This window comes from Cytobacillus sp. C11.1, assembly GCF_058145115.1.
This window is the reverse complement of sequence record NZ_CM176935.1, coordinates 1,326,607-1,351,696: the sequence shown is the minus strand read 5'-3', so window position 1 is coordinate 1,351,696 and position 25,090 is coordinate 1,326,607. Positions and strand designations below refer to the sequence as shown.

General features: G+C 44.1%; 24 protein-coding genes and 1 riboswitch. Of the genes, 3 read left to right on the top strand and 21 right to left on the bottom strand.

What is annotated here, in order from left to right:
• Nucleotides 1-223 precede the first annotated feature (223 nt).
• Both AC3ZVC_RS06675 and AC3ZVC_RS06670 read left to right on the top strand, forming a co-directional pair.
• Nucleotides 224-484, top strand: coding sequence for a CGCGG family putative rSAM-modified RiPP protein (locus AC3ZVC_RS06675; RefSeq protein ID WP_490067328.1), 261 nt, complete (start codon nucleotides 224-226; stop codon nucleotides 482-484).
• On the top strand, nucleotides 469-747 hold the full coding sequence (locus AC3ZVC_RS06670) for a hypothetical protein (protein ID WP_490067326.1): 279 nt from the start codon (nucleotides 469-471) through the stop codon (nucleotides 745-747). The genes AC3ZVC_RS06675 and AC3ZVC_RS06670 overlap by 16 nt, the downstream gene beginning before the upstream one ends.
• Nucleotides 748-776: 29 nt before the next feature.
• On the opposite strand, the gene AC3ZVC_RS06665 is transcribed toward AC3ZVC_RS06670, so the two are convergent.
• Both AC3ZVC_RS06665 and AC3ZVC_RS06660 read right to left on the bottom strand, forming a co-directional pair.
• Nucleotides 777-1,208, bottom strand: a complete 432-nt coding sequence (locus AC3ZVC_RS06665) for a VanZ family protein (protein ID WP_490067324.1) — start codon at nucleotides 1,206-1,208, stop codon at nucleotides 777-779.
• Between the two features lie 503 nt (nucleotides 1,209-1,711).
• Nucleotides 1,712-1,849 carry a hypothetical protein gene (locus AC3ZVC_RS06660; RefSeq protein ID WP_490067322.1) on the bottom strand — a complete coding sequence of 46 codons (138 nt, stop codon included), beginning with the start codon at nucleotides 1,847-1,849 and terminating at the stop codon, nucleotides 1,712-1,714.
• 22 nt (nucleotides 1,850-1,871) lie between these two features.
• Nucleotides 1,872-1,957, bottom strand: a riboswitch (cyclic di-GMP riboswitch).
• A 360-nt stretch (nucleotides 1,958-2,317) separates the two neighbouring features.
• Here AC3ZVC_RS06660 and AC3ZVC_RS06655 point away from each other — a divergent pair.
• Nucleotides 2,318-2,656, top strand: a complete 339-nt coding sequence (locus tag AC3ZVC_RS06655; protein WP_490067318.1) for a hypothetical protein — start codon at nucleotides 2,318-2,320, stop codon at nucleotides 2,654-2,656.
• Between the two features lie 439 nt (nucleotides 2,657-3,095).
• On the opposite strand, the gene AC3ZVC_RS06650 is transcribed toward AC3ZVC_RS06655, so the two are convergent.
• The 19 genes from AC3ZVC_RS06650 to AC3ZVC_RS06560 form a co-directional block, all read right to left on the bottom strand.
• Complete coding sequence (locus AC3ZVC_RS06650; RefSeq protein ID WP_490067314.1) at nucleotides 3,096-4,013, bottom strand: DMT family transporter; 918 nt, start codon at nucleotides 4,011-4,013, stop codon at nucleotides 3,096-3,098.
• Between the two features lie 68 nt (nucleotides 4,014-4,081).
• On the bottom strand, nucleotides 4,082-4,969 hold the full coding sequence (locus AC3ZVC_RS06645) for an N-acyl homoserine lactonase family protein (RefSeq protein ID WP_490067311.1): 888 nt from the start codon (nucleotides 4,967-4,969) through the stop codon (nucleotides 4,082-4,084).
• Nucleotides 4,970-4,988: 19 nt separating this feature from the next.
• Nucleotides 4,989-5,609 carry a hypothetical protein gene (locus tag AC3ZVC_RS06640; protein ID WP_490067308.1) on the bottom strand — a complete coding sequence of 207 codons (621 nt, stop codon included), beginning with the start codon at nucleotides 5,607-5,609 and terminating at the stop codon, nucleotides 4,989-4,991.
• A 35-nt stretch (nucleotides 5,610-5,644) separates the two neighbouring features.
• Complete coding sequence (locus tag AC3ZVC_RS06635; protein WP_490067307.1) at nucleotides 5,645-7,174, bottom strand: sodium:solute symporter family protein; 1,530 nt, start codon at nucleotides 7,172-7,174, stop codon at nucleotides 5,645-5,647.
• Between the two features lie 168 nt (nucleotides 7,175-7,342).
• Entirely contained in the window at nucleotides 7,343-7,927 is a 585-nt protein-coding gene (locus AC3ZVC_RS06630; protein ID WP_490067305.1) for a hypothetical protein, read from the bottom strand.
• 426 nt (nucleotides 7,928-8,353) lie between these two features.
• Entirely contained in the window at nucleotides 8,354-9,793 is a 1,440-nt protein-coding gene (locus AC3ZVC_RS06625; RefSeq protein WP_490067303.1) for an aldehyde dehydrogenase family protein, read from the bottom strand.
• Between the two features lie 55 nt (nucleotides 9,794-9,848).
• Nucleotides 9,849-10,955 carry a zinc-binding dehydrogenase gene (locus AC3ZVC_RS06620; protein WP_490067302.1) on the bottom strand — a complete coding sequence of 369 codons (1,107 nt, stop codon included), beginning with the start codon at nucleotides 10,953-10,955 and terminating at the stop codon, nucleotides 9,849-9,851.
• A 357-nt stretch (nucleotides 10,956-11,312) separates the two neighbouring features.
• Nucleotides 11,313-12,770, bottom strand: coding sequence for a CoA-acylating methylmalonate-semialdehyde dehydrogenase (locus AC3ZVC_RS06615; RefSeq protein WP_490067301.1), 1,458 nt, complete (start codon nucleotides 12,768-12,770; stop codon nucleotides 11,313-11,315).
• A 54-nt stretch (nucleotides 12,771-12,824) separates the two neighbouring features.
• Complete coding sequence (locus AC3ZVC_RS06610; protein ID WP_490067300.1) at nucleotides 12,825-14,177, bottom strand: GntP family permease; 1,353 nt, start codon at nucleotides 14,175-14,177, stop codon at nucleotides 12,825-12,827.
• A 22-nt stretch (nucleotides 14,178-14,199) separates the two neighbouring features.
• Nucleotides 14,200-15,396, bottom strand: coding sequence for an iron-containing alcohol dehydrogenase (locus tag AC3ZVC_RS06605; RefSeq protein WP_490067297.1), 1,197 nt, complete (start codon nucleotides 15,394-15,396; stop codon nucleotides 14,200-14,202).
• 152 nt (nucleotides 15,397-15,548) lie between these two features.
• Nucleotides 15,549-17,357, bottom strand: coding sequence for a sigma 54-interacting transcriptional regulator (locus AC3ZVC_RS06600; RefSeq protein ID WP_490067294.1), 1,809 nt, complete (start codon nucleotides 17,355-17,357; stop codon nucleotides 15,549-15,551).
• 332 nt (nucleotides 17,358-17,689) lie between these two features.
• The gene (locus tag AC3ZVC_RS06595) at nucleotides 17,690-19,000 is read right to left on the bottom strand and encodes a GntP family permease (RefSeq protein WP_490067292.1); all 1,311 of its coding nucleotides are present in this window, start codon (nucleotides 18,998-19,000) and stop codon (nucleotides 17,690-17,692) included.
• Nucleotides 19,001-19,254: 254 nt separating this feature from the next.
• A complete protein-coding gene (locus AC3ZVC_RS06590) occupies nucleotides 19,255-20,259 on the bottom strand; it encodes a LacI family DNA-binding transcriptional regulator (protein ID WP_490067291.1) in 1,005 nt (334 codons plus the stop codon).
• A gap of 51 nt (nucleotides 20,260-20,310) precedes the next feature.
• The gene (gene hisD, locus AC3ZVC_RS06585) at nucleotides 20,311-21,594 is read right to left on the bottom strand and encodes a histidinol dehydrogenase (RefSeq protein WP_490067289.1); all 1,284 of its coding nucleotides are present in this window, start codon (nucleotides 21,592-21,594) and stop codon (nucleotides 20,311-20,313) included.
• Between the two features lie 55 nt (nucleotides 21,595-21,649).
• Nucleotides 21,650-22,411 carry an SDR family NAD(P)-dependent oxidoreductase gene (locus tag AC3ZVC_RS06580; RefSeq protein ID WP_490067287.1) on the bottom strand — a complete coding sequence of 254 codons (762 nt, stop codon included), beginning with the start codon at nucleotides 22,409-22,411 and terminating at the stop codon, nucleotides 21,650-21,652.
• 12 nt (nucleotides 22,412-22,423) lie between these two features.
• On the bottom strand, nucleotides 22,424-23,365 hold the full coding sequence (locus AC3ZVC_RS06575) for a 3-hydroxyacyl-CoA dehydrogenase family protein (RefSeq protein ID WP_490067285.1): 942 nt from the start codon (nucleotides 23,363-23,365) through the stop codon (nucleotides 22,424-22,426).
• Between the two features lie 213 nt (nucleotides 23,366-23,578).
• Nucleotides 23,579-23,992 carry an acyl-CoA thioesterase gene (locus tag AC3ZVC_RS06570; RefSeq protein WP_490067283.1) on the bottom strand — a complete coding sequence of 138 codons (414 nt, stop codon included), beginning with the start codon at nucleotides 23,990-23,992 and terminating at the stop codon, nucleotides 23,579-23,581.
• 190 nt (nucleotides 23,993-24,182) lie between these two features.
• Complete coding sequence (locus AC3ZVC_RS06565; protein ID WP_490068852.1) at nucleotides 24,183-24,818, bottom strand: peroxiredoxin family protein; 636 nt, start codon at nucleotides 24,816-24,818, stop codon at nucleotides 24,183-24,185.
• A 15-nt stretch (nucleotides 24,819-24,833) separates the two neighbouring features.
• The gene (locus AC3ZVC_RS06560; protein ID WP_490067282.1) at nucleotides 24,834-24,947 is read right to left on the bottom strand and encodes a TlpA family protein disulfide reductase; all 114 of its coding nucleotides are present in this window, start codon (nucleotides 24,945-24,947) and stop codon (nucleotides 24,834-24,836) included.
• Nucleotides 24,948-25,090: the final 143 nt, after the last annotated feature.

Here is a 25,090-nt window from a genome sequence, read left to right as displayed (position 1 = left end):
CTTCCAACAGTTTACCATTTAATTGAAGAATTTACCTAGTACCAGGTACCACCCGAATTTTGTCGAATAAGCCCCTCTTCATTTCAATCAAACGTTTGATTTATTCTTTTTTTGTTAAAGAACCTATTTTTTTGTTGAAAGTGAAACAGCTCACAGGTTCGGGGCTTTGCAGCCGATATAATGAAATTAGGAAACTCTAGCAGCCTTTTTAGGGGGGGATTTCATGGAAACGAATTGGTCCATTTCATTGGAACATGGAGAATACGAGTGCAATTTGGAATTGGTGGTAAGGGAAGCCCTTGATGCAGTGCAGCAGACGGCGAAAGGATTTTATGTAAACGTCGTGACACCAGCGAACTTCGGAAATCCTGAGGATTATTTAAGTGAAGCCTTATTGCTATTATTCGGAAATAAAACCGAAATCAAATATATCGACCAATGCGGCTGTGGAGGGTATGTGCTTAGAGTATGGAAAAACAAATAAGTGATCTTGCCATTTTCAATAACTATCAAAACTTCCAAGTGATCTTGAATTATTATGAAGATGATCTTCTAAGCAACAGGTATGGTTTTCATTTTAGCTATCTTGATATAAGCGGTGACTGCCTTTCCTTTTATAAAAATAACGAAAAGTGCTTTACCCTTTCATTAAAGGAATTCCCATTAAGAAATAGCTGCAGTGATTTTCAGCATTATTTTATCTTTCGCAATAATAAAGACCGTGTTGAAATCTACTTCACAAATTAAAATACCTAGAGTGAACGAGTCCGCCACTTCTAGGTATTTATCTTCATCTCTTTATTTATCTTCAAAAATCCCCTGCCTATGGCAATAAGCAATACCGCAGTAAAGATCCCCAAACTATCAAATCCCACATCAAACAGCCTTCCATCCCTCATAAAAAACAGCTGCAAAAGTTCGGTCATCACAGCATAAACCAAGGAATAGAGCACATTTAGAGATAGAGAAGGATATACCATATACAAAGCAAGAGTAAAAATGAAAAACACCAGAGCATGCCCAGCTTTCCTCAGAAGGAAAGCCGTGGATAGATCAGCAGGCAATGGCTTTAGCATTTCTTTCATTGGCGGCTCCCAGGTCCAAGCAAATTGAATGCTCAGCGTTTCTGCGGCCGTTTCAATACTGGCCACACAGGTACAGATAAAAATCACCCCAGCCCAGCTAATTAAAAATAAGAACCTTAGCAATACACATCACACCTTGTTACCCTTTTAGCAAACCATTTTTGCCAGCCGGCAAGGTGCATATGCATTTAATAAAAAAATTCATCAGAATAGGGAATCAATCAAACGTTTGATTGATTTCAAATCCCAGCAAAAAAGCCTCCCTTCATCAGGAAGCTTTTTTGTTTTGGCTGTTTTCTAAAAGATTGTTGTTTTTGATTAGATTTGTGAATAGAACAATAAATAAGGTTGGTTGATTGGAGCGTAAGGTGCGAGATCCTCGAAAATGCATTCGCATTTCCTTCGTGCGGTGATGATTCGAGGATGCTTATTCAAAGTCCTGCGGGAGGAGTGGGACAGGTGAGACCCCACAGGCGCAGCGCGCTGAGGAGGCTCACCGCCAACCCCTCGTTCGCTGAGCATCCTGGAGCGGAAATCAACCTCCCTACAATACTTGTTTAATATGCAATAAAGTTTGCGAAAACAGCCTTTGTTTTACACATATGTATTTGACTTGGTAGATGGGATCATAACTGACTTGCTAACACCGTTATTAATGCACTGATTGCACCTGTAAGAATGGGGAATGAAATATACATTGCTCTTTTCTTAAGCTTTTTCCTTTGCGCAATCTCTTCTGGAGTGATCCAAGTATGGTTTGACATCAAATTTTCTCCTTTTCATTTTGATGGCAGCTGGCTGGCTTTATCTTTTTGATAGAGGCCCCTCTAGCTTTGCGTCATTACTTTTCAGTAATTTTGCCCTTAGATTTATTATCGGCCTTCCAAAGAAAGTTTTGGAGGCTCTAAGGTGAAGTGTAAATTTTCAAAAAAGTCAGCTCAATTGCAATTACAAATCTTTTATACCCATGCAAAAAGTGAATAAACATCTATATCGAAAAAAGTTAAAAAGACGAATAAAGTCTCAGGATGGAAGTTCTATTTAACCTTGGAATTTGTTAGAGATCTCTTATCAGGATGTATTTAAAAAACCCGAGCAGAATAGAAGTTGACGAAAAGGACTTCATGGCGACTTTCTAAAGTTCTTTCCGAAAAGCTAAATTATCGAATATTTTTCTAGGTTGTAAATATATTTTATAGTTATAAATGAATATGAATCTTCAGAAGAAAAATGTGATTAAAATGGCCGAAGACAAACTGATTAGTGAAATGAAGATAATAAAGGATTCATTAAAAAGGGATTTAATACATTATAAAGAGCAATATGATGTTTTAGAAGGATTCATGAATTTAACTGAAGTAATAGAAAATGAGAAACTTAACTATGTAAAGAGCCTACAAGATGAGTACTTAGAAAAACAAAGACACACCTTTAATTTGCTGCAAGGACTTTGGGAAAACATACAGGACCTCGAAAAAAATTTAAGAAAGAAAGAATGGAAAAAGTTAATGGGGGAAAGGATAATTTCTGCGATTCTTAACATTTATAAGGAGAGATTCAGCTTTGCATAATAGGTTTGTCAGATACGTGATTTATTTGTTTTTATTAATATTTATTTTTAAGCTCGTTGATGCTAATCCCACTAGAGAGGATTACAATTCCTGGATGAGTAAACAGGCTACCAATTCAACAGAAAAACATTTCATTCAAGGTTTGGTTGATTTAGTTACAATACCCTTATTAAATTCCTCAACAACGCATACTGATTATGTAATATTTTCAGTGTTTGAAACATATTTTACGGTTATAGGTGTACAAAAAATAAAGGTAATAGGAATATTGGGTCACTTTATACCATTATAGCCTTTCAAATTATAAGTACATGTTAGTGATTTACAGATCCCAAGCTAACAAAAAACAAATAGAAGTAACCAACCCTATTATTCTTAAGCTGGGCGGATTACTTCTACCAATAGCCGTATTCGACAAAATCCGGGTGGTACCTGGTACCTAAGCGCTAATCTTTTCCCTCTTCCTACTAACAATATACTCATCCACATATCCCGTCCCCAGCACAACCCCAGACACAATAAACAAAAACCCGATAATTTGCTCGAGCAGTATCGTTTCTTTTAAAAATAAAACCGATCCCAGCAGGGTAAAAAACGGCATAAGGTTGTTGAAAATTGTTGTCTGGCCAGGGCCGATATTTTGAATGGCGATATTGTAAAGGAGCTGGCCAATTCCTGTTGCCACCACACCTGATAACAGGAAGAGGATCCATACTCTTATGTCGGTTACAGCCATGCTTGAGATCCCCTCGGTGTCTATAAAAAAACTAAATAGGAACATGACGATTGAACCCGCTGTAAGCATGATAGCTGTCATAAATTTTGGATTGACAGATTGAGAGTTTCGTTTGATTAAGATAAAGCTAAAGGCCTGTGTGAGCATCGCCATAAAAATCAGGAAGTCTCCCAGGGATATGCCGCCCAGCTGTCCACCGCCGTTCAGCACCACAAAAAGGACACCGCCAAAACCCAGGCAGATTCCCAGCAGCCTCATTTTGGTCAGCTGGTCATGCAGAAAGAGGATTCCGAGTATTGAGGTGGTTAATGGACTGAGCGCAAGAATGATGCCTGCATTGGAAGCGGTTGTTTCTAATAAGCCAATGGCCAGAAACAAATGGTGCCCGGTGACGCCCAAAACTCCGGCAGATATCGTAATTAGCCACTCTTTCTTTGTCATCTTTTGCAGGTTTTTCCGCCACCAAAAGAATAATACAAGCAGTAGTCCTCCAAGAAATATTCTGGTGCTTTGCATCAGGATCGGCGGAAAGTATTCAATTAATATTTTGATAGCCACTACATTTAATCCCCACATCATCATGACGAAGACGAGTATAAGATAGGTGCCAAATCGTGACATAGGTTTCTCTCCCTTTTAGCCAGAAAAATGCCGAATACGAATTGTATCCGGCCATTCTGGTCTATTTGTTACTTAACAATCGTGACGATGCGGTTTTTGCCGATTTGCTCCGTTTGATATTTTTCAAAAACAGCAATATCATGTCCCGGAATGACGCGATCTACGTTTCCTCCGACCAATTCATTGACTTTATGAATGGACATGACCTGTTCAAGGTTATCCAGTCCAAGTCCCAGAGGTTTATAGTCCGTAGCATTCTCATATGTGTACACGACATCCTGGGCAAGTGCATAGGTGCCTTGTTTTGTATCAACAGTCACAGCCTGGGTCCCAAATGTATGGCCCTTGGCAGCATGGACCTTTATCCCTTTAACAACTTCGGTATTATCCTCTTCGATGAGTGTCAGCCTGTTTTCGGCAGCCACTTCCATCAGATCATTAATATGGTCAATATCTGTCGCCAGCCAAGCCCATTCACGCACTTTGTCCGGAAGGGATAAAGAGGAAACCCATCCATCCAGCTCCTCTTTTTGGACATAAAATTGCGCTTCAGGAAACTGATCAATATTTCCCGCATGGTCAAAGTGAAGATGGCTTAAAATAACCGTATCAATATCATTTGGCGTTAGGTTTACCTTTTTCAAAACCTCGGCCGGAGCTTCAATGTTTGAACCTCCGAATAAGTTTGTCCAATCCTTTTGGCCATCTTCTGCATCATTCCGATAGCCGATGTCAAATAAGATATTGTGGTCTTTATTCTGAATCAAATTATAAAAGAACGGCAGATACGTAGTTCCTTGATTATGCGCCCCGTAAACCAATCCTGACTTAGGATAATCCTGGATTCCCCCATACTCAAGCAGCTTTACGCTATAATCGCCTTTTTTCGCTGCAAAAGCACTGCCTGAAAAGATAAAAGAGAAAATCAGAGTAAAAAGTATAATGAGCTTTTTCATGCCTGCCCTTACTCCTCCTTTAATTTGCATTCAATTCATCCGTCCACATTTCAAAGAGGACATTTTTAATACCGGCATTCGCCTGGTTAGAGCGGTTGAGAAATTCATCCAAAAACTTTTTATCCTCGGTTTCAAAATACTGCTCGAAATAAGTGATGGATTCCTCATAAGTTTGAACAGACTCCAAATAGGCGGAAAGAATATGCTCCATCGATTGCGGAGCATTCAGCTTCTTTAATTCCGACTCAATAAAAACAATCTTTTCACCAGCTTCTTCCCTTACCTTTACAAGGTTTTCTTCATCTGTTCCGCCGCTTAAAAACAGGACGCCGGTTCCTGTCATCCTCAAAATCATTGTTTTTAAATCAAAATGAAGAGGCCGAATTTTTTTAGCAAATTCAAGCTCTTCCTCTGTCAGACTGTCAACAAATTCAGCGTCGTCAAGCGCCTCTTCTTTTACTGTTTCGAAATTGCTGTAATCCTTTTTGGTACTCTCATCAGCTGTATGATCATGCATACCTTGATTCTGCAGCTGTGCAGACTCTCCCTTGTTTTCAGAAGAGTCAGACACAGATGGAGATACTGAAGTACAGCCCGATAGCGTCATTAGCATTATGGTTATAGTTAAAATATATTTCAAATGAACGCCACTCCTTGAAAAAAGCCACTGTTTCTTTATTGTGAAATCGTCTTACTGTCAGGTACAGCTACTTCTGTACCGTAAATATTGTCAATAAACTCTTTAGGCATCGGTTTCGTCAACAAAGTCACCAAAATCATGACAGGTGTCGCGACTAAAATGGAGTAGCCGGAAGCCGCAAAAGGATTTGTGATGGCTTCCAGGCCTGGAATCCATCCCATATACAGCACTGCATAGCTGATTACACCCACACAAAATGAAGTGATAGCACCCTGTTTGTTGGCGCGCTTCCAAAGAGCTCCGATCGCAAGCGGACCTGCAAGGCCTGATACCATTCCCCCTACACCAATCCATAAGAACATGGCCAAAGATTGAGGAGGATTATACGCCAGGAGGATTCCTAGTAAAAGACAGGCAACAACAGCTACCCTGCCAATGATTAAGGAGTTTCTTTCTACCTTTTCTTTATCCGGATTGTTTTTCGCAAACGTTTTACGGTAAAGGTCATTTGCAAAGATTTGTGAGAAAGAAACAACTAATCCGTCACCTGTAGAAAGAATAGCCGATAAGACAACAACGGCCATGAGAGCGGCAGCAAATGGCGGGAATACTTCAACAAACAATGCCGGTATGACTGCGTCTGCACTTTCCAGCGTACCCGGAATTACCGCTGCACCCAACAATCCGCCAAGTGCCATCATCGGTAAGAGAGCACCGCCAACGATACAAAAGCTTAAGAAGACCTTCATTTGCTTTCCATTTTTAAGAGCGAAAAACTTGTTGCCGATATGCGGCAGCACACCGAAAGGGATATGAGCAATTAAAATGAGGAACACGAGCCAAGCACTGCCATAAGTAGGATCCCCTTCAATAAACAGTGTGTCCCATCCGCCCTGCGGATTTTTGGCTGTAATCGCATCATTGATGGCAGAAACTCCGCCATCTACGCCAAATCCAGTAAAGAACATAACCGTGATCATAACGGCAATAATTAACATGAGGAAACCTTGAACAGCATCCGTTAAAATATCAGAATGCGATCCGCCGAGAACCAGATAAATGCCAAGAACAATAGCTGTCAGCCAAAGCCCCGCTTGATAGCTTAAACCCATCATCGTTTGGAACATCAATGCGGCAGCGACCAGTTGGGAAACAATATAGAAAATAAGAAGTAAAGAGAGCAGTGCCAGCCCAACACGCAAGAATTCACTGTTAAAACGTTCTCCAACAATTTCCGGAATGGTACGGTTGCTGAATTTGTCACCCATTTGCTTGACCATTTTCGCTGTCAAAAGCATCCCGCCGTAGATGCCGATCGGATAGATCATCGGATACCATAGGCTTGGAAAACCTGAGGTATAGGCGGTACCCGGAATACCCATGAAAGTGGATCCGGATGCTGTTGTGGCACATACGGCAAGCCCAAGTGCAATAGGGCCATAGCTTGAACGTGCTGTAGCAAAGTCATCTGCATTTTTTGTTTTCTTCATTCCTGCATAACCCAGGTAAAGCATCAGCCCAATAAAGAACACCATTAAGGTCCAGGACCAAGCGATTACTGACATATACAGACCCCCCTCTTTCAAAAATTAGTCGATTTTAAACATATCTGTTTTAAAAATTAAAAAACCGAGGACTACCCAGGAGCCCAAAATATAAATGGCGCCATAATGCAATACAGTCATCTTTCTCACCTCCTCAGAAAGGATTCAAAAATGACAACGCTTCCAGAATCATCCATGGCGTTTTGCCATGCTCTCCAGCCATGAATTAAGTTCCTTCATTTTTCTGGCTTCAGCCGTTACGCCGGTTAAAGCTTCTGTGACCATCAGCTTTTTTTTGCCTGAAGATTCTTCTTTGAAAACATGATAAGGAAGATAGATCCGTTCCTTCCTGCTTAACTGATAAATGGGAGGCTTTAATGGCCTCATAAACTTAAAAACGTAATTTTCCAGTGCAAGCCTGCATTCATCATCGGCTGATTCGTCCGTTACTCTAAAAGTCAGACAGTTCTGCGGCTCAGCCTGAACCGTTTCGCAATCAGGCCAGATATCTGTTTGGGCAGCGACATTTGTTAACCCATTCACACCGATGCGAATAAGGGCTTTGCCGTCCCTAAAAACAAATCTGGGGACGGTCACCTTCCATTCATAGAACATATAAGGATAATAAAAGGTAAAAACCGGATCAGCCCGCTGACTGGCAGAGGAACCAAATAATGATTTTTTTCTTGGTTTGTTTATGATCTCATCAAGGGTAAGCCCGCTCTTTGCGGCCTGAATGGCAATGGAAGATACATTGATAATAGCCTGAGTCATTTTCCTGGCCTCCTTCGCGAACAATTTATTGATCATATTATTTTGCGCTGATAAAGTTGGCTGTTGCTTTCCGCTGCAGGCACTCTGAACCGCAGGCGGTTCGTGAATATCCTCGCCGGCGGAGTTGACACGCTTCTCCCCCAGGACATTGGAAGAGCATCCTCGAGTTAATACCTCGTATTCAAAATTAGCGGGAAAACAGGTAGAAAGGAGTCGCCCCCCAACTTAGCTGAATAATGGAAAAAAGGGACTGAAAACGCTCCAATCATACCCGATCTCGGCTGGACAGCGGAAGAAAGGGAACGAATACGCTCCAATCGTACCCGAACCCACCGGACAATAGGAGCAAGGGACTGAAAGCCCACCACGATGCCATTCCGCTCCAATCAACAGGGTTTAAATATCAATCCTACTATTTAAAAGACCCTACAAATTAATAATCACTGTCTTAAGGAAGGTCATTTCCTCTATCGCATAACGCGGCCCTTCTTTTCCAATGCCGCTGTCTTTAATGCCGCCGTATGGCATGGCATCCGCCCGGAAGGTGGAAGCATCATTGATAATAACTCCGCCCGTTCTAAACTTTTTGACTGCCTTCATGGCTGTGTTGATATTGGTGGTAAAGATACCGGACTGGAGGCCATAGTTAGAGTTATTTGCCTGCTCGATGGCATCATCAATATCATCAAAAGGCATCACCGTTATAACCGGTCCGAAAATTTCCTGGCAGACCACTTTCATCTCGTGGTTTACATCGCTTAAAACCGTAGGCGTCACAATGGCCCCGTCCTGTTTTCCGCCGGTGATCACTTTGGCGCCTTGCGAAACAGCCTCATTGATCCATGCCATGACTCGATCCGCTTCCTTTTTACTGATTAGCGGCCCTATATTCGTTTCTGCATCAAGCGGGTTTCCTACCTTTAATTGCTCTGTTTCCGCTTTTAGCTTTTCAAGGAATTGGTCATATACTTGTGAATGAACCAGTATCCTTTGAACTGAAATACACGCCTGGCCGGCAGTATTGAAGCCCTTTAACACGCACATTTTTGCAGCCAGATCCAGGTCTGCATCATGATGAACAATATTAGGAGAATTGTTCCCAAGCTCAAGCGACACAGGGCGCAGTCCGCTGTTTTCCTTAATGTAGCGGCCTACCTCTGCACTTCCGGTAAACGTATATTTGGCAATTCTCTCATCCTCAAGCAGCCACCCGCCTACTTTTGATCCGGAACCGCATACGAGATTTACGTATCCGGAAGGGAGCCCTGCTTCTTTTAAAATACTCATTAAATGATAAGCCGAAGTGGCTGTATCAGAAGCCGGCTTCCATACAACCGTATTTCCGGAAGCAATCGCCGGGCCAACTTTATGGCAGGCAAGGTTGAACGGAAAATTAAATGGAGTAATCGCTCCTATTACACCAAGCGGGGCCCGAACTGCATAGCCCATCCGATTTTCTGCTCCCGGGCTTGCTGAAATAGGGATCACTTCGCCGTCAATCCGTTTTGCTTCTTCTGAAGATAAAGTGAGCGTTTGGATGGCGCGGTCCACTTCTCCCCGGGCATCGGTAATGGTCTTCCCGACTTCTCTTGATAAAGTCAAGGCCACTTCTTCTTTTCGCTCTTTTAAAATTTCTGCCGCACGCTTTAATATTTCATAACGCTGATAGGGTGTAAGCTGATCTTGATCAAAAGTCTTTTGGGCGATCGATACAGCCTGATTGACATGCTCTTTGCTCGCCTTTGCAACATTGGCAATCACTTCACCTGTATATTTATCTAGTACGGCAAACTCTGAATCTGTGAAAATTTCCTGATCTCCTATGATAAGTCCTTTTCTTTCTGCAGTTGTTTGATCGGTTGGCATACGAATTCCTCCTTTAATAAGCTCTTTTTCGTAACTTTAGAATTTTATTACTCTCTTACTTTTCCGCAGCTACCCCAACCGGCAGCACGATCGAAGCACGTGTTACTTCTCTTGAAGCAGATTTATCAAGTGCTTCCTGGATATTGTCAAATTCAAAATCACCGTCAATCATATTGGCAAATGGATATTTATCGATATTTTTTGAAAGGAACTGAAGGGCCTTATCCAAATACCAAGGGTCGTAACGGACAATTGGTTTTATTTCAATCGATTTACGTGTCAGCAAGCCAGGATCAAAGTCTGCGAACTTACCAGGGGATACATTCCCAATCGACACATACTTCCCGCCGCTTCGCACCAGATGGATTCCTTCAAGGAAAGCAGATGGAACACCGCTCAACTCGATCCCGATGTCAGCGCCCAGCCCATCTGTAAGCTCTCGAACGGCTGCTGCCCGCTTTTCGGTTGTATCGTACTCTGAAATGCTAATGGTATGGTCAGCACCGAATTTCTTGGCCATTTCAAGTCTGGATTCGACTGCATCAATGATAATGACCGTAGCTCCTTTTTCCTTCGCTACTGCAGTCGCATTTAGCCCTAAGCCGCCTGCTCCTTGAATGACAATCGTGTCACCATACGTAATGCCTGCTTTATCAAGGCCAAAATATACCTGTGATAACGCACAGTTTGCACTGGCTGCCGCAATATCAGGAACATTGTCAGGAACTTTATAAAAGTACATATCAGGGTGAATATAATAATGAGAAGAAAATGTTCCATGAAAATGCGGTGCTTCCTCCGGATCTTTATTCCAGAAGCTGTAAGCGTTCTCACAAAGGTGCAAATGACCTTTTAAGCACATACTGCACTTGCGGCAAGTTCTGTAGTATACCGTTGCAATACGGTCCCCCTCTTTAATCGGGCGGCCCGCATAGTCTGTTGTGACACCCTCACCAAGCTTATCGACAACCCCAACCATTTCATGGCCCAAAACGCCTTTTTTCTTGGTTGGATGTTCCCCGCGCCAAATATGTAATTCAGATCCGCATACATTCGTACGAGTTACACGCAGCAGAACCGCTCCCTTTTCCGGCTCAGGCAAATCAAACTCGCGAAACTCCATCTTCATCGGTTCAACCATTACTGAAACTTTGCCTTTCATAAAAAAATCCCCTTTCTCCATATAAAATTTTAGGCTATCCTTAATGAATGCAAGTACCATGCCAATAATAAAAACTTGTAATAATTGGATTTTGGATACATCAGTGTTGCAAAAATACAATATATTTAAAATATTCAGATTTATTTATAGGTTAAAATGCTAGTGTACAGGCGTTCTTAAGGGAATTGCATTTATGCAACACACATTGCAAAAGTACAACCATCAGACAAAAGGATGAGATATACCACATGCACATGGTAAAAATCGGGCCAATAATCCTAACTTAAACGAAAAAAAGAGAAGTGCGTCAACACTTCTCTTTCGACAAAATTCGGGTGGTACCTGGTACTCACAGTATTACCAGCGAGCAGTCAGCATCTTTCTTCTTGTATAAAACTCTACGCCGTCTGTTCCGTTGGCATGGAGGTCTCCGTAGAAGGAGTTTTTCCAGCCGGAGAATGGGAAGAAGGCCATTGGCGCTGGCACGCCGATGTTGACGCCGAGCATGCCGACTTCGATGTTTTCTCTGAAGTAGCGGACGCTGCTTCCGCTGTCAGTGAATAGGCATGCACCATTTCCGAAGTCTGATTTGTTTGTAAGCTCGATTGCTTCTTCAAGGTTTTTCACGCGCACAACAGAAAGGACCGGTGCGAAGATTTCTTCTTTCCAGATTTTCATGGATGGGTCAACATTGTCAAAGATAGTTGGTCCAATGAAGTATCCATTTTCATGGTAAGCTTCGTCTTTGCGGCCATCTCTGACAAGTGAAGCTCCTTCTTTTTCACCAATTTCAATATAGCTGCTTGTGCGTTCTTTATTTTCCTGTCGGATGACTGGCCCCAGGAATACATCTTCGTCCAATCCATTTCCGATTGTCAGCTGGTTTGCCTGCTCATTCAATTTCGCAACAAGCTCATCAGCAATCGAATCTACTGCTACAACGACGGAGCAAGCCATACATCTTTCTCCTGCTGAACCGTAAGCAGCCGCGATAATTTCCTTAACAGCGATATCCATATCAGCATCCGGTAAAACAATGGAGTGGTTCTTTGCACCAGCAAGCGCCTGAACACGTTTGCCCTTTGCTGTTGCTGATTTGTAGATATACTCGGCAACCGGCTGGGATCCAACGAATGAAATCGCCGGTACATCCTTATGATCAATCAGGCTGTTTACAACATCATGTGCACCGTGAACGATATTGAACACGCCAGCTGGAAGTCCTGCTTCTGTGAAAAGCTCTGCCAGGCGGTTAGCCAGGATTGGTGTTCTTTCAGATGGCTTTAATACAAATGTGTTTCCGCACGCAATCGCAAGCGGGAACATCCAGCAAGGAACCATCATCGGGAAGTTGAAAGGCGTGATCCCGCCAATGACGCCAACAGGGTAACGGTACATGCCTGATTCAATATTGGTCGCAATGTCCGGAAGCTGCTTGCCCATCATAAGGGATGGAGCTCCTGCTGCAAATTCCACACATTCAATTCCGCGCTGAACCTCGCCATACGCTTCTTTATAATTTTTGCCGTTTTCCTGAGTAATTAATTTCGCCAGCTCGTCCCAGTTATCTACTAATAACTGCTGATATTTAAATAGAATTCTTGCTCTCTTTGGAACCGGCGTTTTGCTCCAGGTTTTAAAAGCTTCTTTTGCTGCCTGAACGGCTGCATCCACATCTTCACGTGTTGAAATCGGTGTACGTGCCAATTCTTCACCAGTTGCCGGGTTTGGCACTGCTTCGAATTTATCTGTTTTTGCATCTACCCATTCACCGTTAATGAAGTTTTTTAATACCTTTGTTGTTGTCGTTGTCATAAGTAAAATCCCCTTTCAAAATTAGAAATCTATAAATCACCTAAAACTGGATTTTTAAAAAATGGAATATAAGATCACGGCCAGGATTAATACAGCCGTTGGCATTACTACACTTAGTATAAAAATTGGCCAGTATGATCGTTTATGGGTTTCTCCACAAATTGCCCGAATCGTGGTAACGACGTATCCGTTATGCGGAAGTGAATCCAACCCGCCTGAAGCCAGAGCTGAGATTCGGTGCATCGCACCAGGATCCAAGCCTTGAGCCATATACATTGGCGCCAAAATAGGAAGCGCAATTCCCAATCCGCCTGAAGCCGATCCGGTGATACCGCAAATCAGGGTGACGGCAATGGCCAGTCCCATAAGCGGAGGTCCCGGGATATTGACCAAAGCATCTACAAAGGTTCCAAATGCTGCTACTTGTGCAGCAACACTGCCAAACCCTACAACCGCACAGGTATTGGCGGCGGCTACTAAAGCATCCTGCGCACCCTTTGCAAGTGCTTCCCAGAATCCAACCAAATATTTAATCATCAATACACATGCCAGAATGATTCCGCTCGACAAGGAAATCAGCGCCGCTGCAGTTGAAGAAGTAAAATTGGCGGCTGTGTTTAAAATCGCAATAACCGCCGCTAACGGCAATATCGCCATAATCACATGCGGATAGTCTTTCCCAACAGGAGCAGCGTCTGGTCTTTGCATGGCCAGTTCTGCCTCAAGAGCTGCAGCCGATTCATTGGCTGCACTTGACGGCTGATTTGGCAGGGAGAATACCTCTCCATTTTGCACAGCCTTTTTCACCATCCTGCTGAGAAGCAGCCCGCCCACAACCATGATCAAGAGTGCCATTAACACCCCGATTATTCCGCCGGCAGTCGGCTTTGTTCCGAAAAATTCAGTCGGAATCAGGTTTTGAATTTCCGGTGAGCCCGGAGCTGTCATGGTAAAGGATATTGATCCAAACACTAATGCTGCAGGGATAAATCGGTGCGGCAGATTCGCCACCCTAAATAAGGAAACAGCAATTGGATAAACGGCAAAGCCTACCACAAACAAGCTGACGCCGCCATATGTCATAATCGCTGCTGCAGCCACAACGGCAAATACTGCTCTTGATGGGCCAAGCGTATCCTTCACCCAATTCGCAATACTATCAGCCGCTTTGGTCACCTGCATAATTTTTCCGAAAATCGCTCCCAGTAAAAAGATTAGGAACCAGGAATAAAAGTACTTTGTAAAGCCTGTCATATAGTGCTCTGTCAGGGCAGTCTCAAGGTTTAATCCCCCTGTCAGAGCCACCACAACCGCACTAATGATGGCAGCAATAATAATATTTATGCCTTTCATAGTCAGATACATTAATAGAAGCAGTGAAGCGATTAACCCAAGCATTCCGATCATCTGTTATTTCCCCCGTCCCCTGTTAGACTTTCTCTGTTTCAGAGGAAAATTGATAATCATAGCAAACATGATAGAGCTCTTCCAGTTCGCTTTGGGTTGGCACTCTTGGGTTGTTGCCGGGGCTGCCGCTGTCAATTGCGTCTGTTGCCATTTTTTCAACAGCCGTCTTAAACGCTTCTTGATCAATTCCCCATCCTCTTAAGTTAGGAATATTTAGTTTCAGACACAAATCTTTAACAGACTGAACGGCGATCTCAGCCGCTTCCTCGTTGGAAAGGCTTTCATTGTCAGGCTGAAAAATTCTGCCGATATCAGCTAGCCGATCCACACATGCTTCCTGGCTGAATTCCAAAACGGCCGGCAAAAGCATCGCATTTGAGATTCCATGCGGTACGTGGAATAAGGCGCCAATTGGACGGCTCATGCCATGCACAAGGCATACAGAAGCATTTGAAAACGCCATTCCAGCCTGAAGAGATCCAAGGCTCATCGCCTCACGGGCATCGACATTGTCTCCTTCATTGTAAGCGGTTAAAATATTTTCCACGATCAGCTTCATAGCCGATATCGCCATTGTGTCTGTCATCGGATGAGCTTTTTTGGAAAGATAAGCTTCGACCGCATGGCTTAGTGCGTCCACCCCTGTTGCTGAAGTAACATTCTTCGGTGAAGATACCGTCAGCAGCGGATCGACAATCGCTACACTTGGCATAAAAGCAGGCTGCTTGATCATCATTTTCACATCATTGGATGAGTTGGTGATGACCGTTACATCGGTTGCCTCTGAGCCTGTACCCGCTGTTGTTGGTATAGCAATGTGAGGAACAGACGCATGCTGGGCCAGCTTCTTCCCTCCCATATAATCTCCAATAAAACCGCCATTGGTTACCAGAACCGCTATCGCCTTTGCCGTGTCGATACAGCTTCCGCCGCCAACTGAAATGACTAGGTCGCACTTTTCTTTTTGGAAAAGCGCCAATGCTTCTGCTACATACTCATCTGTCGGTTCAGAAGCTACCCCAAGATAAACCTCGCTTTGAACACCTTCTTCTTGAAGATAAGTTCTGCATTCACTTACATATCCAAGCTGATCCATAATTTTATCACTGATAATTAATGCCTTTTTCCCTCTAAGTGCCGCTTCAACTCCAACCTTTTCAAAAGAGCCTCTACCATAAAAAATCGCTTCCGGCACCCGGAAAACTGCTGGTTTCTCCATTGAGCATTCCACCCCTTTTGTTCTGTTACTACTATACTTGCAAGGAGCGTGCCAACTTTGAAAACCTATTAAAATCAGGGTTTTTGTATTTTGCTAGTGTAGTCACTACACTACAGTTGTAGATTTTGTGTAGCGGATCCCCTACACTATATTCAAGAAATCCCATGCTTTTTCAGCTTTTGGTAAAGAGTAGTCCGGTGGATCCCCAGCAAATCGGCTGCCTGCGATTTATTCCCGCCCGCTTTTCTTAAGGCATCAAGAATTAATTCTGATTCTCTTTGGTTCCCGAGAAACCTGGCTTCTTCTATGGATCCGACAGCTGATGGGGTCTCTTTCACTTTTTTAATAGCAGGCTCCGCCCTTTTCAGCATCCCCGGCAAATGATGATAATCAATGACCTTCCCATCCACCAGCGTCACCAGCTGCTCAACTGTATTCACCATCTCCCGAATATTCCCTCTCCACGGATGCTGCACAAAAGCGTTCACTGCCTCAGATGTAAATAGTTTTCCAGGTACCTGGTACCGTTCACAGATTTCTCTCAAATAATGGACCAGCAGGACCGGGATATCCTTTTTTCGTTCGCGCAGCGGCGGGATGTGGAGCTGAATGATGTTAAGCCGGTAGTATAAGTCCTCCCGGAATTCTCCGTTTTCGATCATTTGTTTGAGGTCTCGGTTTGTCGCCGCAATGACTCTGACATTGATTTGATATTTTTTTACACTGCCAACCCGTTCTGCTTCCTTTTCCTGAAGGACCCGCAGAAGTTTCGTTTGCATGACGAGCGGCATTTCCCCAATTTCATCCAGAAAAATCGTGCCGTTATCAGCCAATTCAAATTTCCCCGGCTTACCGCCTTTTTTCGCACCGGTAAACGCCCCTTCTTCATACCCAAACAGCTCGGACTCGAATAAATGCTCAGGAATGGCCCCACAGTTGACACTAATAAACGGCCCGGTCGAAAATGGGCTTAAATGATGAATGCTTTTGGCGAACATCTCTTTTCCTGTTCCGCTTTCCCCGGTGATCAGGACCGTAGCTGCGGTTCTTGCCGCTTTTCGTGCCAGCCGCTTAACCTCCGTGATCCCCTCGCTTGTCCCAATGATTTGATCAAGAGTAATTCGGCTGTCACTTTCCTTTTTCTTTGTTAACAAATCCGGTTTTGGCGTTTGATTTTCCTGAAGCTTCTCATAGATCTTATAAACCTCGGTTACCCCTTCAAAAATCAGCATCCCGATGGCGCCCACAATTCGGCCTTCCTTCCAGATCGGAATCCGGTGCACCACCATGTCATGGCCTTGAATGTTTTGAAGCACCCCGCGTTCCGCAGCCCCGGTTTTCACAGTCTCATGCAGATGAGTGTTATCAATAACTTCAGTCACATGCCTGCCAATCGCATCCTCCCGTTTGATTCCGGTAAAACGGCTATACGCCTCATTGAACTCCTGGAGGATACCATTTTCATCGACAACCGCTATTCCCTCATAGGCACTTTCCAAAATGGCACCAAGAGCACCGGCAGAATTATGCTGCTGCTTGAGCTTGTAAATATACTTGGAAAGCCCATCAAGGATATCCCTAGTGGTCAGGATGCCAAGCAGTTTCCCATCCTCCCCCATGACCGGCAGCTGATCATACGGAAGCGAAAATACATCCAGAAGGGAATCATCCGGCCGGACAGCAGGCAGATTCGATTTCGGAATGCTGCCAATAAGATCGTCTCCCCGATTGCCCTGCGCAAAATAGTTGAGCAGCTTTCGCGACGTAATCATCCCAACCAAACGATTGGTTTCATCTACAACAGGCAAGCTATCCAGGCGGAGCTGCACCATCATTTTTGAAGCTTCCTGCAAAGTTTGACCCGGCTGAATACAATAAGGACTGGGCGTCATCCAATTTTTCACATGGAAGAGTTCATCACTATGTAGTTCATGAATCTTTTCAGATACAGCTTGAGGCATGTCGGATCCCTCCGTGAGTCTTAATTTTCTAAATTATAACACTATTTAGGAGCGGCAAAAACTGGCGGGTATTGACAGGATTATGTTTAGACATATTTTTGCACCCTGTTGATTGGAGCGGAAGGCACGAGACTCCTGCGGGAGTGCGAGTCAAAGGGAGACCCCGCAGGCGCGAATGCGCCGAGGAGGCTCCCGGACCGCCCGCGGAAAGCGAGTGCCTGGAGCGGAAATCAACAGGCCACATTATAAAGAGTATTTTTTTACAAGAGCCTCATACACAACTAAAAAGAAAGACAGAGAGCACTTCCCCTCTGTCTTTCTGCAAAGCTTTTTTAGAAAATCGAGAACAACACAACGGCTAAAATAACACCAAGGATCGGCACAATAACCGTCAGTGCACCAAATGCAGGGTATGCATCCTTATGGGACTCACCGGCAATTGCACGAATCGTGGTAACAACGTATCCGCCATGCGGCAGGGAATCAATCGATCCTGAAGAGATCGCCACCACTCGGTGAAGCTCGTTTGCATTAACACCCATATCAAGATAATGGGGTGCAAGGAGCGGCAGGGCAATCGATTGTCCGCCGGAAGCAGATCCAGTCAGTCCTGCAATGACAGCGACCGCAAGAGCTCCGCCGATTAATGGACTTCCCGGAATGCCTGTCATTACATCAACTGCACTTGCAAAGGCAGGAGTCGCTTTAGCTACACCGCCAAAGCCGACAACCGCCGATGTATTGGCAATTGCGATTAAGGCTCCAATCGTTCCTTCCGATACAGCTCCCCATACATTTGCAAAGTATTTCCGGTTAAGAAAATAGGTAGCAAAGCAGCCGCTTAACAACGCAATGATCAGGGCTGACTGTGCCAATGAATCATGGAAAATAAATGAGATGATAAGAACCACCAGCAATGGAATCATGCTTAACATCGGGCTTGGCAAGTTTTCGCGGACCACGGTAGAATCGGTTTCCCTTGCCTCAAATTTTTCACCATTGCGGATAGCCTTATTGATCATTTTCTTTAGCCACCAATAACCAAATGCCATCATGAAAACAGCGACAATCAAGCTGACTTCCCATGCTGCGTACGGGGAAGTTCCCAGGAACTCAATCGGAATCCAGTTCTGGATTTCCGGAGAACCAGCTGATGTCATCGTAAAAGTAGTGGAACCGAAGGCAAGAGCTGCCGGTATAAACCGTCTTGGCAGGTTGGCTTCCTTAAATAGGCTCAATGCCATTGGATAGACGGAGAACGCCACGACAAACAAACTCACGCCGCCATAAGTTAAGACCGCACAGGCAATAACAACAGCTAATGCTGCACGCTTCATGCCAATTTTGTCAATAATCCATTTGGAAACGCTGTCCGCTGCTCCGCTGTCCTCCATTAATTTTCCGAAAATCGCACCAAATAAGAACATCAGGTACCAGGACGTAATAAATCCGGCAAATCCATTCATATAGTTGGTTAGAAAATTGACCTCACCTTCGCCTGCAAGCTGAGGAAAAATCGGTAATCCACTGAATATTGCAACAATAAATGCTGCAAGAGGGGCAGCAAGCAGCAGGTTCATCCCTCTCATTGTCAGAATGATGAGCAGTGCAATACCCCCAAACAATCCAATCATACTTAGCATAAAATCCTCCTATCCGAAAAGCGTAAGGCGCCCGCTTAAAAGGAACGCAGACTAAAACCGCCACGTCCTGTGGCAACGTCTGCATGACCCGCATCCTGCGGGCCTCAAGCATAAGACAAGCCGGCTGAAAGGTTGTTCTTTAACCTTTTGGACGGATTGGCTTATGACCTCGAGCCGATGGCGCCTGGAGCTAGACATTTATCGAATTTCAAAGATGTAAAATAGGACTTTACGAAAACCCTGCCTTCTCTCCATCACCTTCTATCCATTACGGATCCTCTTTCTACCAAATGCCCTTCTACTCTTTGGATATCAGGGGTGTCAGTATCCCCTGTAATATGCTCAAGCAGAAGGTTAATTGAATCATCGACCATTTCATCAATCGGCTGGTGCCAGGTGGTTAATTCATAGGATGACCAATCTGCCATCGCCACATTGTCAAAGCCTATGACTGAAATATCCTCGGGAATATGGATTCCCTGTTTCTTCAGATAATCCATCGCACCAAAAGCAGATATATCATTTGCACAGAAGATGGCATCTATCTTTTTATCACGTTCCAGCAATCTTTGAGCTGCTGCAAATCCTCCTTCATAGGAATAATGACCGTTTTCTGTTAAAAAGGAAGAGATGCCCTGTTCAGCCAAAGCCTCCTGGAACCCGTTTTTTCGATCAACTGTTGTTGATGTATTCATCGGTCCGGAGATAAAGGCGAGATTTTCATGTCCTTTTTCTAGTAGGTAGTGCCCAATCCTTTTCCCGGCAGCAAAGTTATCGCACACAACAGCACTGCTTAAGGAATCGTTCACATAGCGGTTAAACAGGACGACCGAGATGCCATTGCGGGTGAATTTCTGTACAGTCGAAGAGGTCAAAAGCGCATCCGTGATAATGGCTCCCTCTACGCTGTATTCAATTAAATGGCTTACTTCGTCCTCTTGGATTTCATTATTTTGTGAGTTGATAAACATAACCTTATACCCTTTTTCTGCCAGCCTGCTGTAAAACATATCAAGGACTTCCGGATAAAAAGGGTTCTGGATATTCCGCATCACAACGCCTATGATGCGGGACTGGTTCGTGATCAGGCCGCGTGCAATCGCATTCGGCTGATAGCCCAGCTGTTCGGCAGCCTCCAGAATAAGCTTTTTCTTTTTCAATGAGATACTTGAATTTTCACTAAAAGCCCTGGATACGCTCGATTGCGAAACGCCAGCCAATCGAGCGACATCCACTGCTGTAACTTTTTTATTTTTCAAAGCATTTTCCTCCTGCCTGAATCTAGACAGAGAAATTATAACAGATTTCGCTTACTTCACGAGGCTGCTGTAGCGCTTCACGCGTAGATCGGCCTGTGCCTGGTGACCCTTAAAGCCTTCAAGGTCACATAGACGGGATGCATATTCGCCGATTTTTGCACTCGCTTCAGGAGTCGTTCTCTGGTATGTGCACGTTTTCAGGAACTTTCCAACCCATAGTCCGCCAGTGTAGCGAGCTGCCTTCTTCGTTGGAAGCGTGTGGTTTGTGCCGATTACTTTATCGCCATATGCTACATTCGTTTCAGGCCCAAGGAAAAGCGCACCGTAGTTTGTCATGTTTTCAAGGAAGTAGTTCGGATCTTCTGTTAAAACCTCCACATGCTCGTAAGCCAATTTATCCGCTTCCACCACTGCTTCTTCCAGGCTGTCTACAAGAATGATGGAACCGTAATCCTTCCATGCCGCGCCTGCAACATCAGCTGTTGGCAATGTTTCCAGCTGGCGCTCAATTTCTGTTACTGTTTCATTCGCTAATTTCTCTGAAGTTGTAATCAGACATGCCGGAGAGTTCGGTCCATGCTCTGCCTGTCCTAAAAGATCTGTTGCAATCATTTCAGCATCGGCTGTTTCATCCGCAATGACAAGAACCTCTGTTGGGCCTGCGAACAGGTCGATTCCAACTCTTCCGTATAACTGGCGCTTCGCTTCCGCAACAAACGCATTTCCTGGTCCTACCAGCATATCAACCGGCTCGATCGTTTCTGTTCCAATTGCCATTGCGCCCATCGCCTGGATTCCGCCCAGAAGGTATATCTCGTCAGCGCCGGCAAGATGCATAGCTGCAACCGTCGCAGAAGGGATTTCTCCTTTAATCGGAGGCGTGCAGGCAATCACGCGCTTAACGCCCGCAACTTTAGCTGTCAAAACACTCATATGGGAGGATGCAACCATTGGATAGCGTCCGCCAGGGATATAGCATCCAACACTGTTTACCGGAACATTTTTATGGCCAAGGAACACACCAGGCAATGTTTCCACTTCAATGTCCTGCAATGCTGCTTTTTGATGTTCAGCGAAATTGCGGATTTGTTCCTGCGCAAACTTGATATCGTTGATCGTCTGTTCAGGTACAGATGCAACAATTTCCTTGATTTGCTCTTCAGATAATCTGAATTGTTCCGGTGACCACTTGTCAAACTGCTCGGAAAGCTTGCGAACCTCTGCATCCCCGTTTTCTTCGATATTTTTAAGAATCGCACTTACCGATTCTCTTACTTTTACATCTGCTTCCTGTACCTCTTGATCGTTTTTGCCTTGTTTTAAGAAAGTTGCCATTTTGATATCACTCCTGTTTTTTATTTTTGAATACGTATGCAAAAATCGGTAAAAATTAAATGGCTGTCCAGCCGCCGTCTACTTTAATCGTATCGCCTGTTATAAACTTTGATAGATTGGAAGAAAGGAATAGGGTTGCTGCAGAGACATCCTGAGCCTCAGCCAGCTTTCCCAATGGTATCCTGCCGTAGACTTCTTTTTCGAATTCCTTATCCTCGAACATCCTGGCAGTCAGTTCCGTCTCGATGAAGGTTGGAGCCACTGCATTGACATTAATGCCATGGGAGGCCCACTCAACCGCAAGCGCTTTTGTCAGCTGAACCATTCCACCCTTGCTTGCACAATATGCTGCCCGTTTATAGTAGCCGACAAAGGCCATCTGGGAAGCAATATTGACAATCTTGCCGGATTGATTGGGAATCATATATTCGGCTGCTTTCTGGCTGCAGAAAAAGGCTGCTTTAAGGTTGGTATCGAGCGTCAGGTCCCAATCCTCTTCTGTCACTTCCATGGCAGGCTTGGCCCGGTTAATGCCCGCGTTATTGATGAGCACATCGAGAGAGCCCATATAATCCACTGCCGCTTCCGTCATTCTTTTAATTTCAGCAACATTGTTCAAATCAGCGGAAACGTAAAAGCTGTTGCTGTTTATTTTTTTCAGCTCATCGGTTGTCTGCTGGAGAGCCTCTTCGTTTCTCCCAACAATGACCACCTTTGCTCCGTTTTTGGCAAAGGAAAGGGCGATATCCCTTCCGATTCCCTTGCTTCCTCCCGTTACAATCACTGATTTATTCTCAAGATCGGGAAAGTTCCTCATAACATTCCTCCATCAGTTTGATTGGATTCCTAAATCCTTTTTTAAAAAGCGGATCAGCTCAGCTTCCCTTTTCTGGTTGTACTCTTTGGAAAAAGCCTCATCCCACTTGTAATAGCCTTCACCTGTTTTATCGCCAAGCTTCTGTTCTGCCACAAGCTTCTTTAAGATTGGCAAGGATTCCTCTGCACTGGATAAATGCTGGAACAGATAATCAGATATGGCTGAGAATACATCCAGTCCGCCCATATCAGCAGTCATCAGGGGCCCAGAAACAGGCAGCCTGCGGCCAATTCCGTAAGTGACGGCATCATCAATATCCTCCTTGCTCGCAATGCCTTCCTCCAGAAGATACTGTGCTTCGCGGAATAGGGCATATTGAAGGCGATTGCCAACGAAACCGGGAACCTCTTTTTTCACTTCAATCGGCTTTTTCTTCATTTGCTTTAAAAGCTGAAAGGACCTTTCTACTGCTTCATCGCCCGTATTCTCACCCCGCACGACTTCGACCAGAGGAATTAGATGAGCCGGATTCCAGAAGTGTGTAACCACGGTCCGTTCCGGGTGTGCCGTTTCAGAAGCAATCTCCGTTGGACTGAGGCCTGACGTATTGCTTGCGAGAATGACATCCGGAGCGCAAAGAGCGTCAAGACGCTTAAATAGTTCTATTTTTAATTTAATATTCTCTGGCACAGCTTCAATCACGAAAGTTGCGTCTTGAACCGCTTCTTCTACCGAAGTGGTCAATTTGATGTTTTCTTGAATTTGGCCAGCTTCCGCATCGGATAAAATACCGTTATCGAGCATAACCTCCAGCTTCTTCAGCATATTGGTCCAGCCCTGTTCAAGGTCGGCGTCACTAATGCCCTGCATCTTCACACTCAACCCGGCCCAAGCCGCATTAAGCGCAATCGAATGCCCCATCGTGCCGCACCCAAGCACAGCTATTCTCTCCAATCACCCACCAACTTTCTGAAATTTCTACTTTTTGAATACGTATTCAATATACAATGTAAGCGCTATAAATTCAACCGGAAAAATTAGACTATTAAAAAGGTTTGGGAAAATAACATAGAGAAATACAGTAGAAACCCATATTAAAAGAGGGGTTGGTGCGGGAGAGGGCGGAATAGTTCTTACAACCCCTTTTTGGTATTTTAGAAGCCTGCTCTAATCTCCTAAACTTTCATCCCCATCATATAAATGCTTCTCCAGCTCACTTCTTATACTATCGGGAATCGGTTCAGAGCTTTGGGCCTTAAAGTTATAATTCACATATATAACAGTTCCTTTTGCACATAAATGACCATCCTGATGAATCTCCTCATACAGCTCAAAACTTGTATTTCCAACTCTTTTTACCCAGTTTCTTACTTCAACATCCATACCAAAATAAATTTGTGCTAAATACTCAACATTCATTTTCAGCAAAATTAATTTCCAGTTCTCGAAGGTGTGCTCAGGCGTAAACAGCTTAAACACCTTATTCCGCCCCGCCTCAAACCAAACAGGCACCGTCGTATTATTAATATGACCGACCCCATCCGTCTCGGAAATCCTGGGTTCAATAATCGTCTTATACAATTCTGCCGCCCCTTTCATTTCATCTCTGATTCTTTTTAAATTCTAGGCTTCTTTCCCAATTCCTGCTATTACTGGCATCACATGCTGCAACTTGACCGTATTGGGACAAAGTTATTTTTAAACAAAAAAGTCTGCTGAAGATAAACTTCAGCAGACTCCTTTTCGACAAAATTCGGGAGGTACCTGGTACCTATTTGGATGTTCCAGGTATTTCGCAGCCCTCAGGACCGCATGCCAGTCCGCCTTTTAATTCGGCCTCTCTGGCTTTTTCTTGTGTTAATTGCTGTTGCTGCCATTCTATATCGATTGTTGGCGAGAATTTCTCCGGATGGCGGATATACCAGCGCTGCTTGCGGATCAGGAAGTTGTCTGTATCCAAAAGCAAAGCTTCATCAAGTTCCTTTAAGGCAGCGTCTTTGTTGCCATTCTTCGCATATTCCATTCCAAGCTTGTATTTGGTTTGTGCAAGCTGCTGCTCAAGATCACTCGGTGCTGCGGAAGGATTGAAATACTGGTCTTCCAGCTCAACTTTTTCAGCTTCTCTGTGTATCAATTTTTTAACAGCCTCAACATGTTCTTCTTTGGTCACCTGAAAGCCCTGCTTCAGTAGGCGAATGGTTCCATCCTTATCAACAAAGATGCCATTGGGTACGATTTTAAAACCAAATAAATTGGCCAATTTATTTTCCGTATCAATCAAGGTTGTAAAAGGCTTGTCCTTTGCATAAGGTTTTACAACTTCCGGTCCCTGGATATCAACTGAAACAGACAAGAGTTCGAAATCCTCATCTTTATTTTCTTCAAAAAATTGCTGCCAGCCTGACAGCTGTTCCCTGCATCGTCACCAGGAAGACCACATGAAAATAAGCGTGTTTTTACCGAGGTAATCTTGAATGGAAACTTGCTTTCCATCCAGGCTAACAAGCTCCACATTAGGCATTTTTTCTAATAACAATATAATCCCTCCTTTACCACTCAGTTTACTAATTAATTATTAGTGTAACAAATATTTTGTATTTTAATTTAAAATATTTAGATAAATGCAAGCCAGACCTACTGCTATTTTCTTAATTCGCGGGTTTTACCAGTCTATTTCCA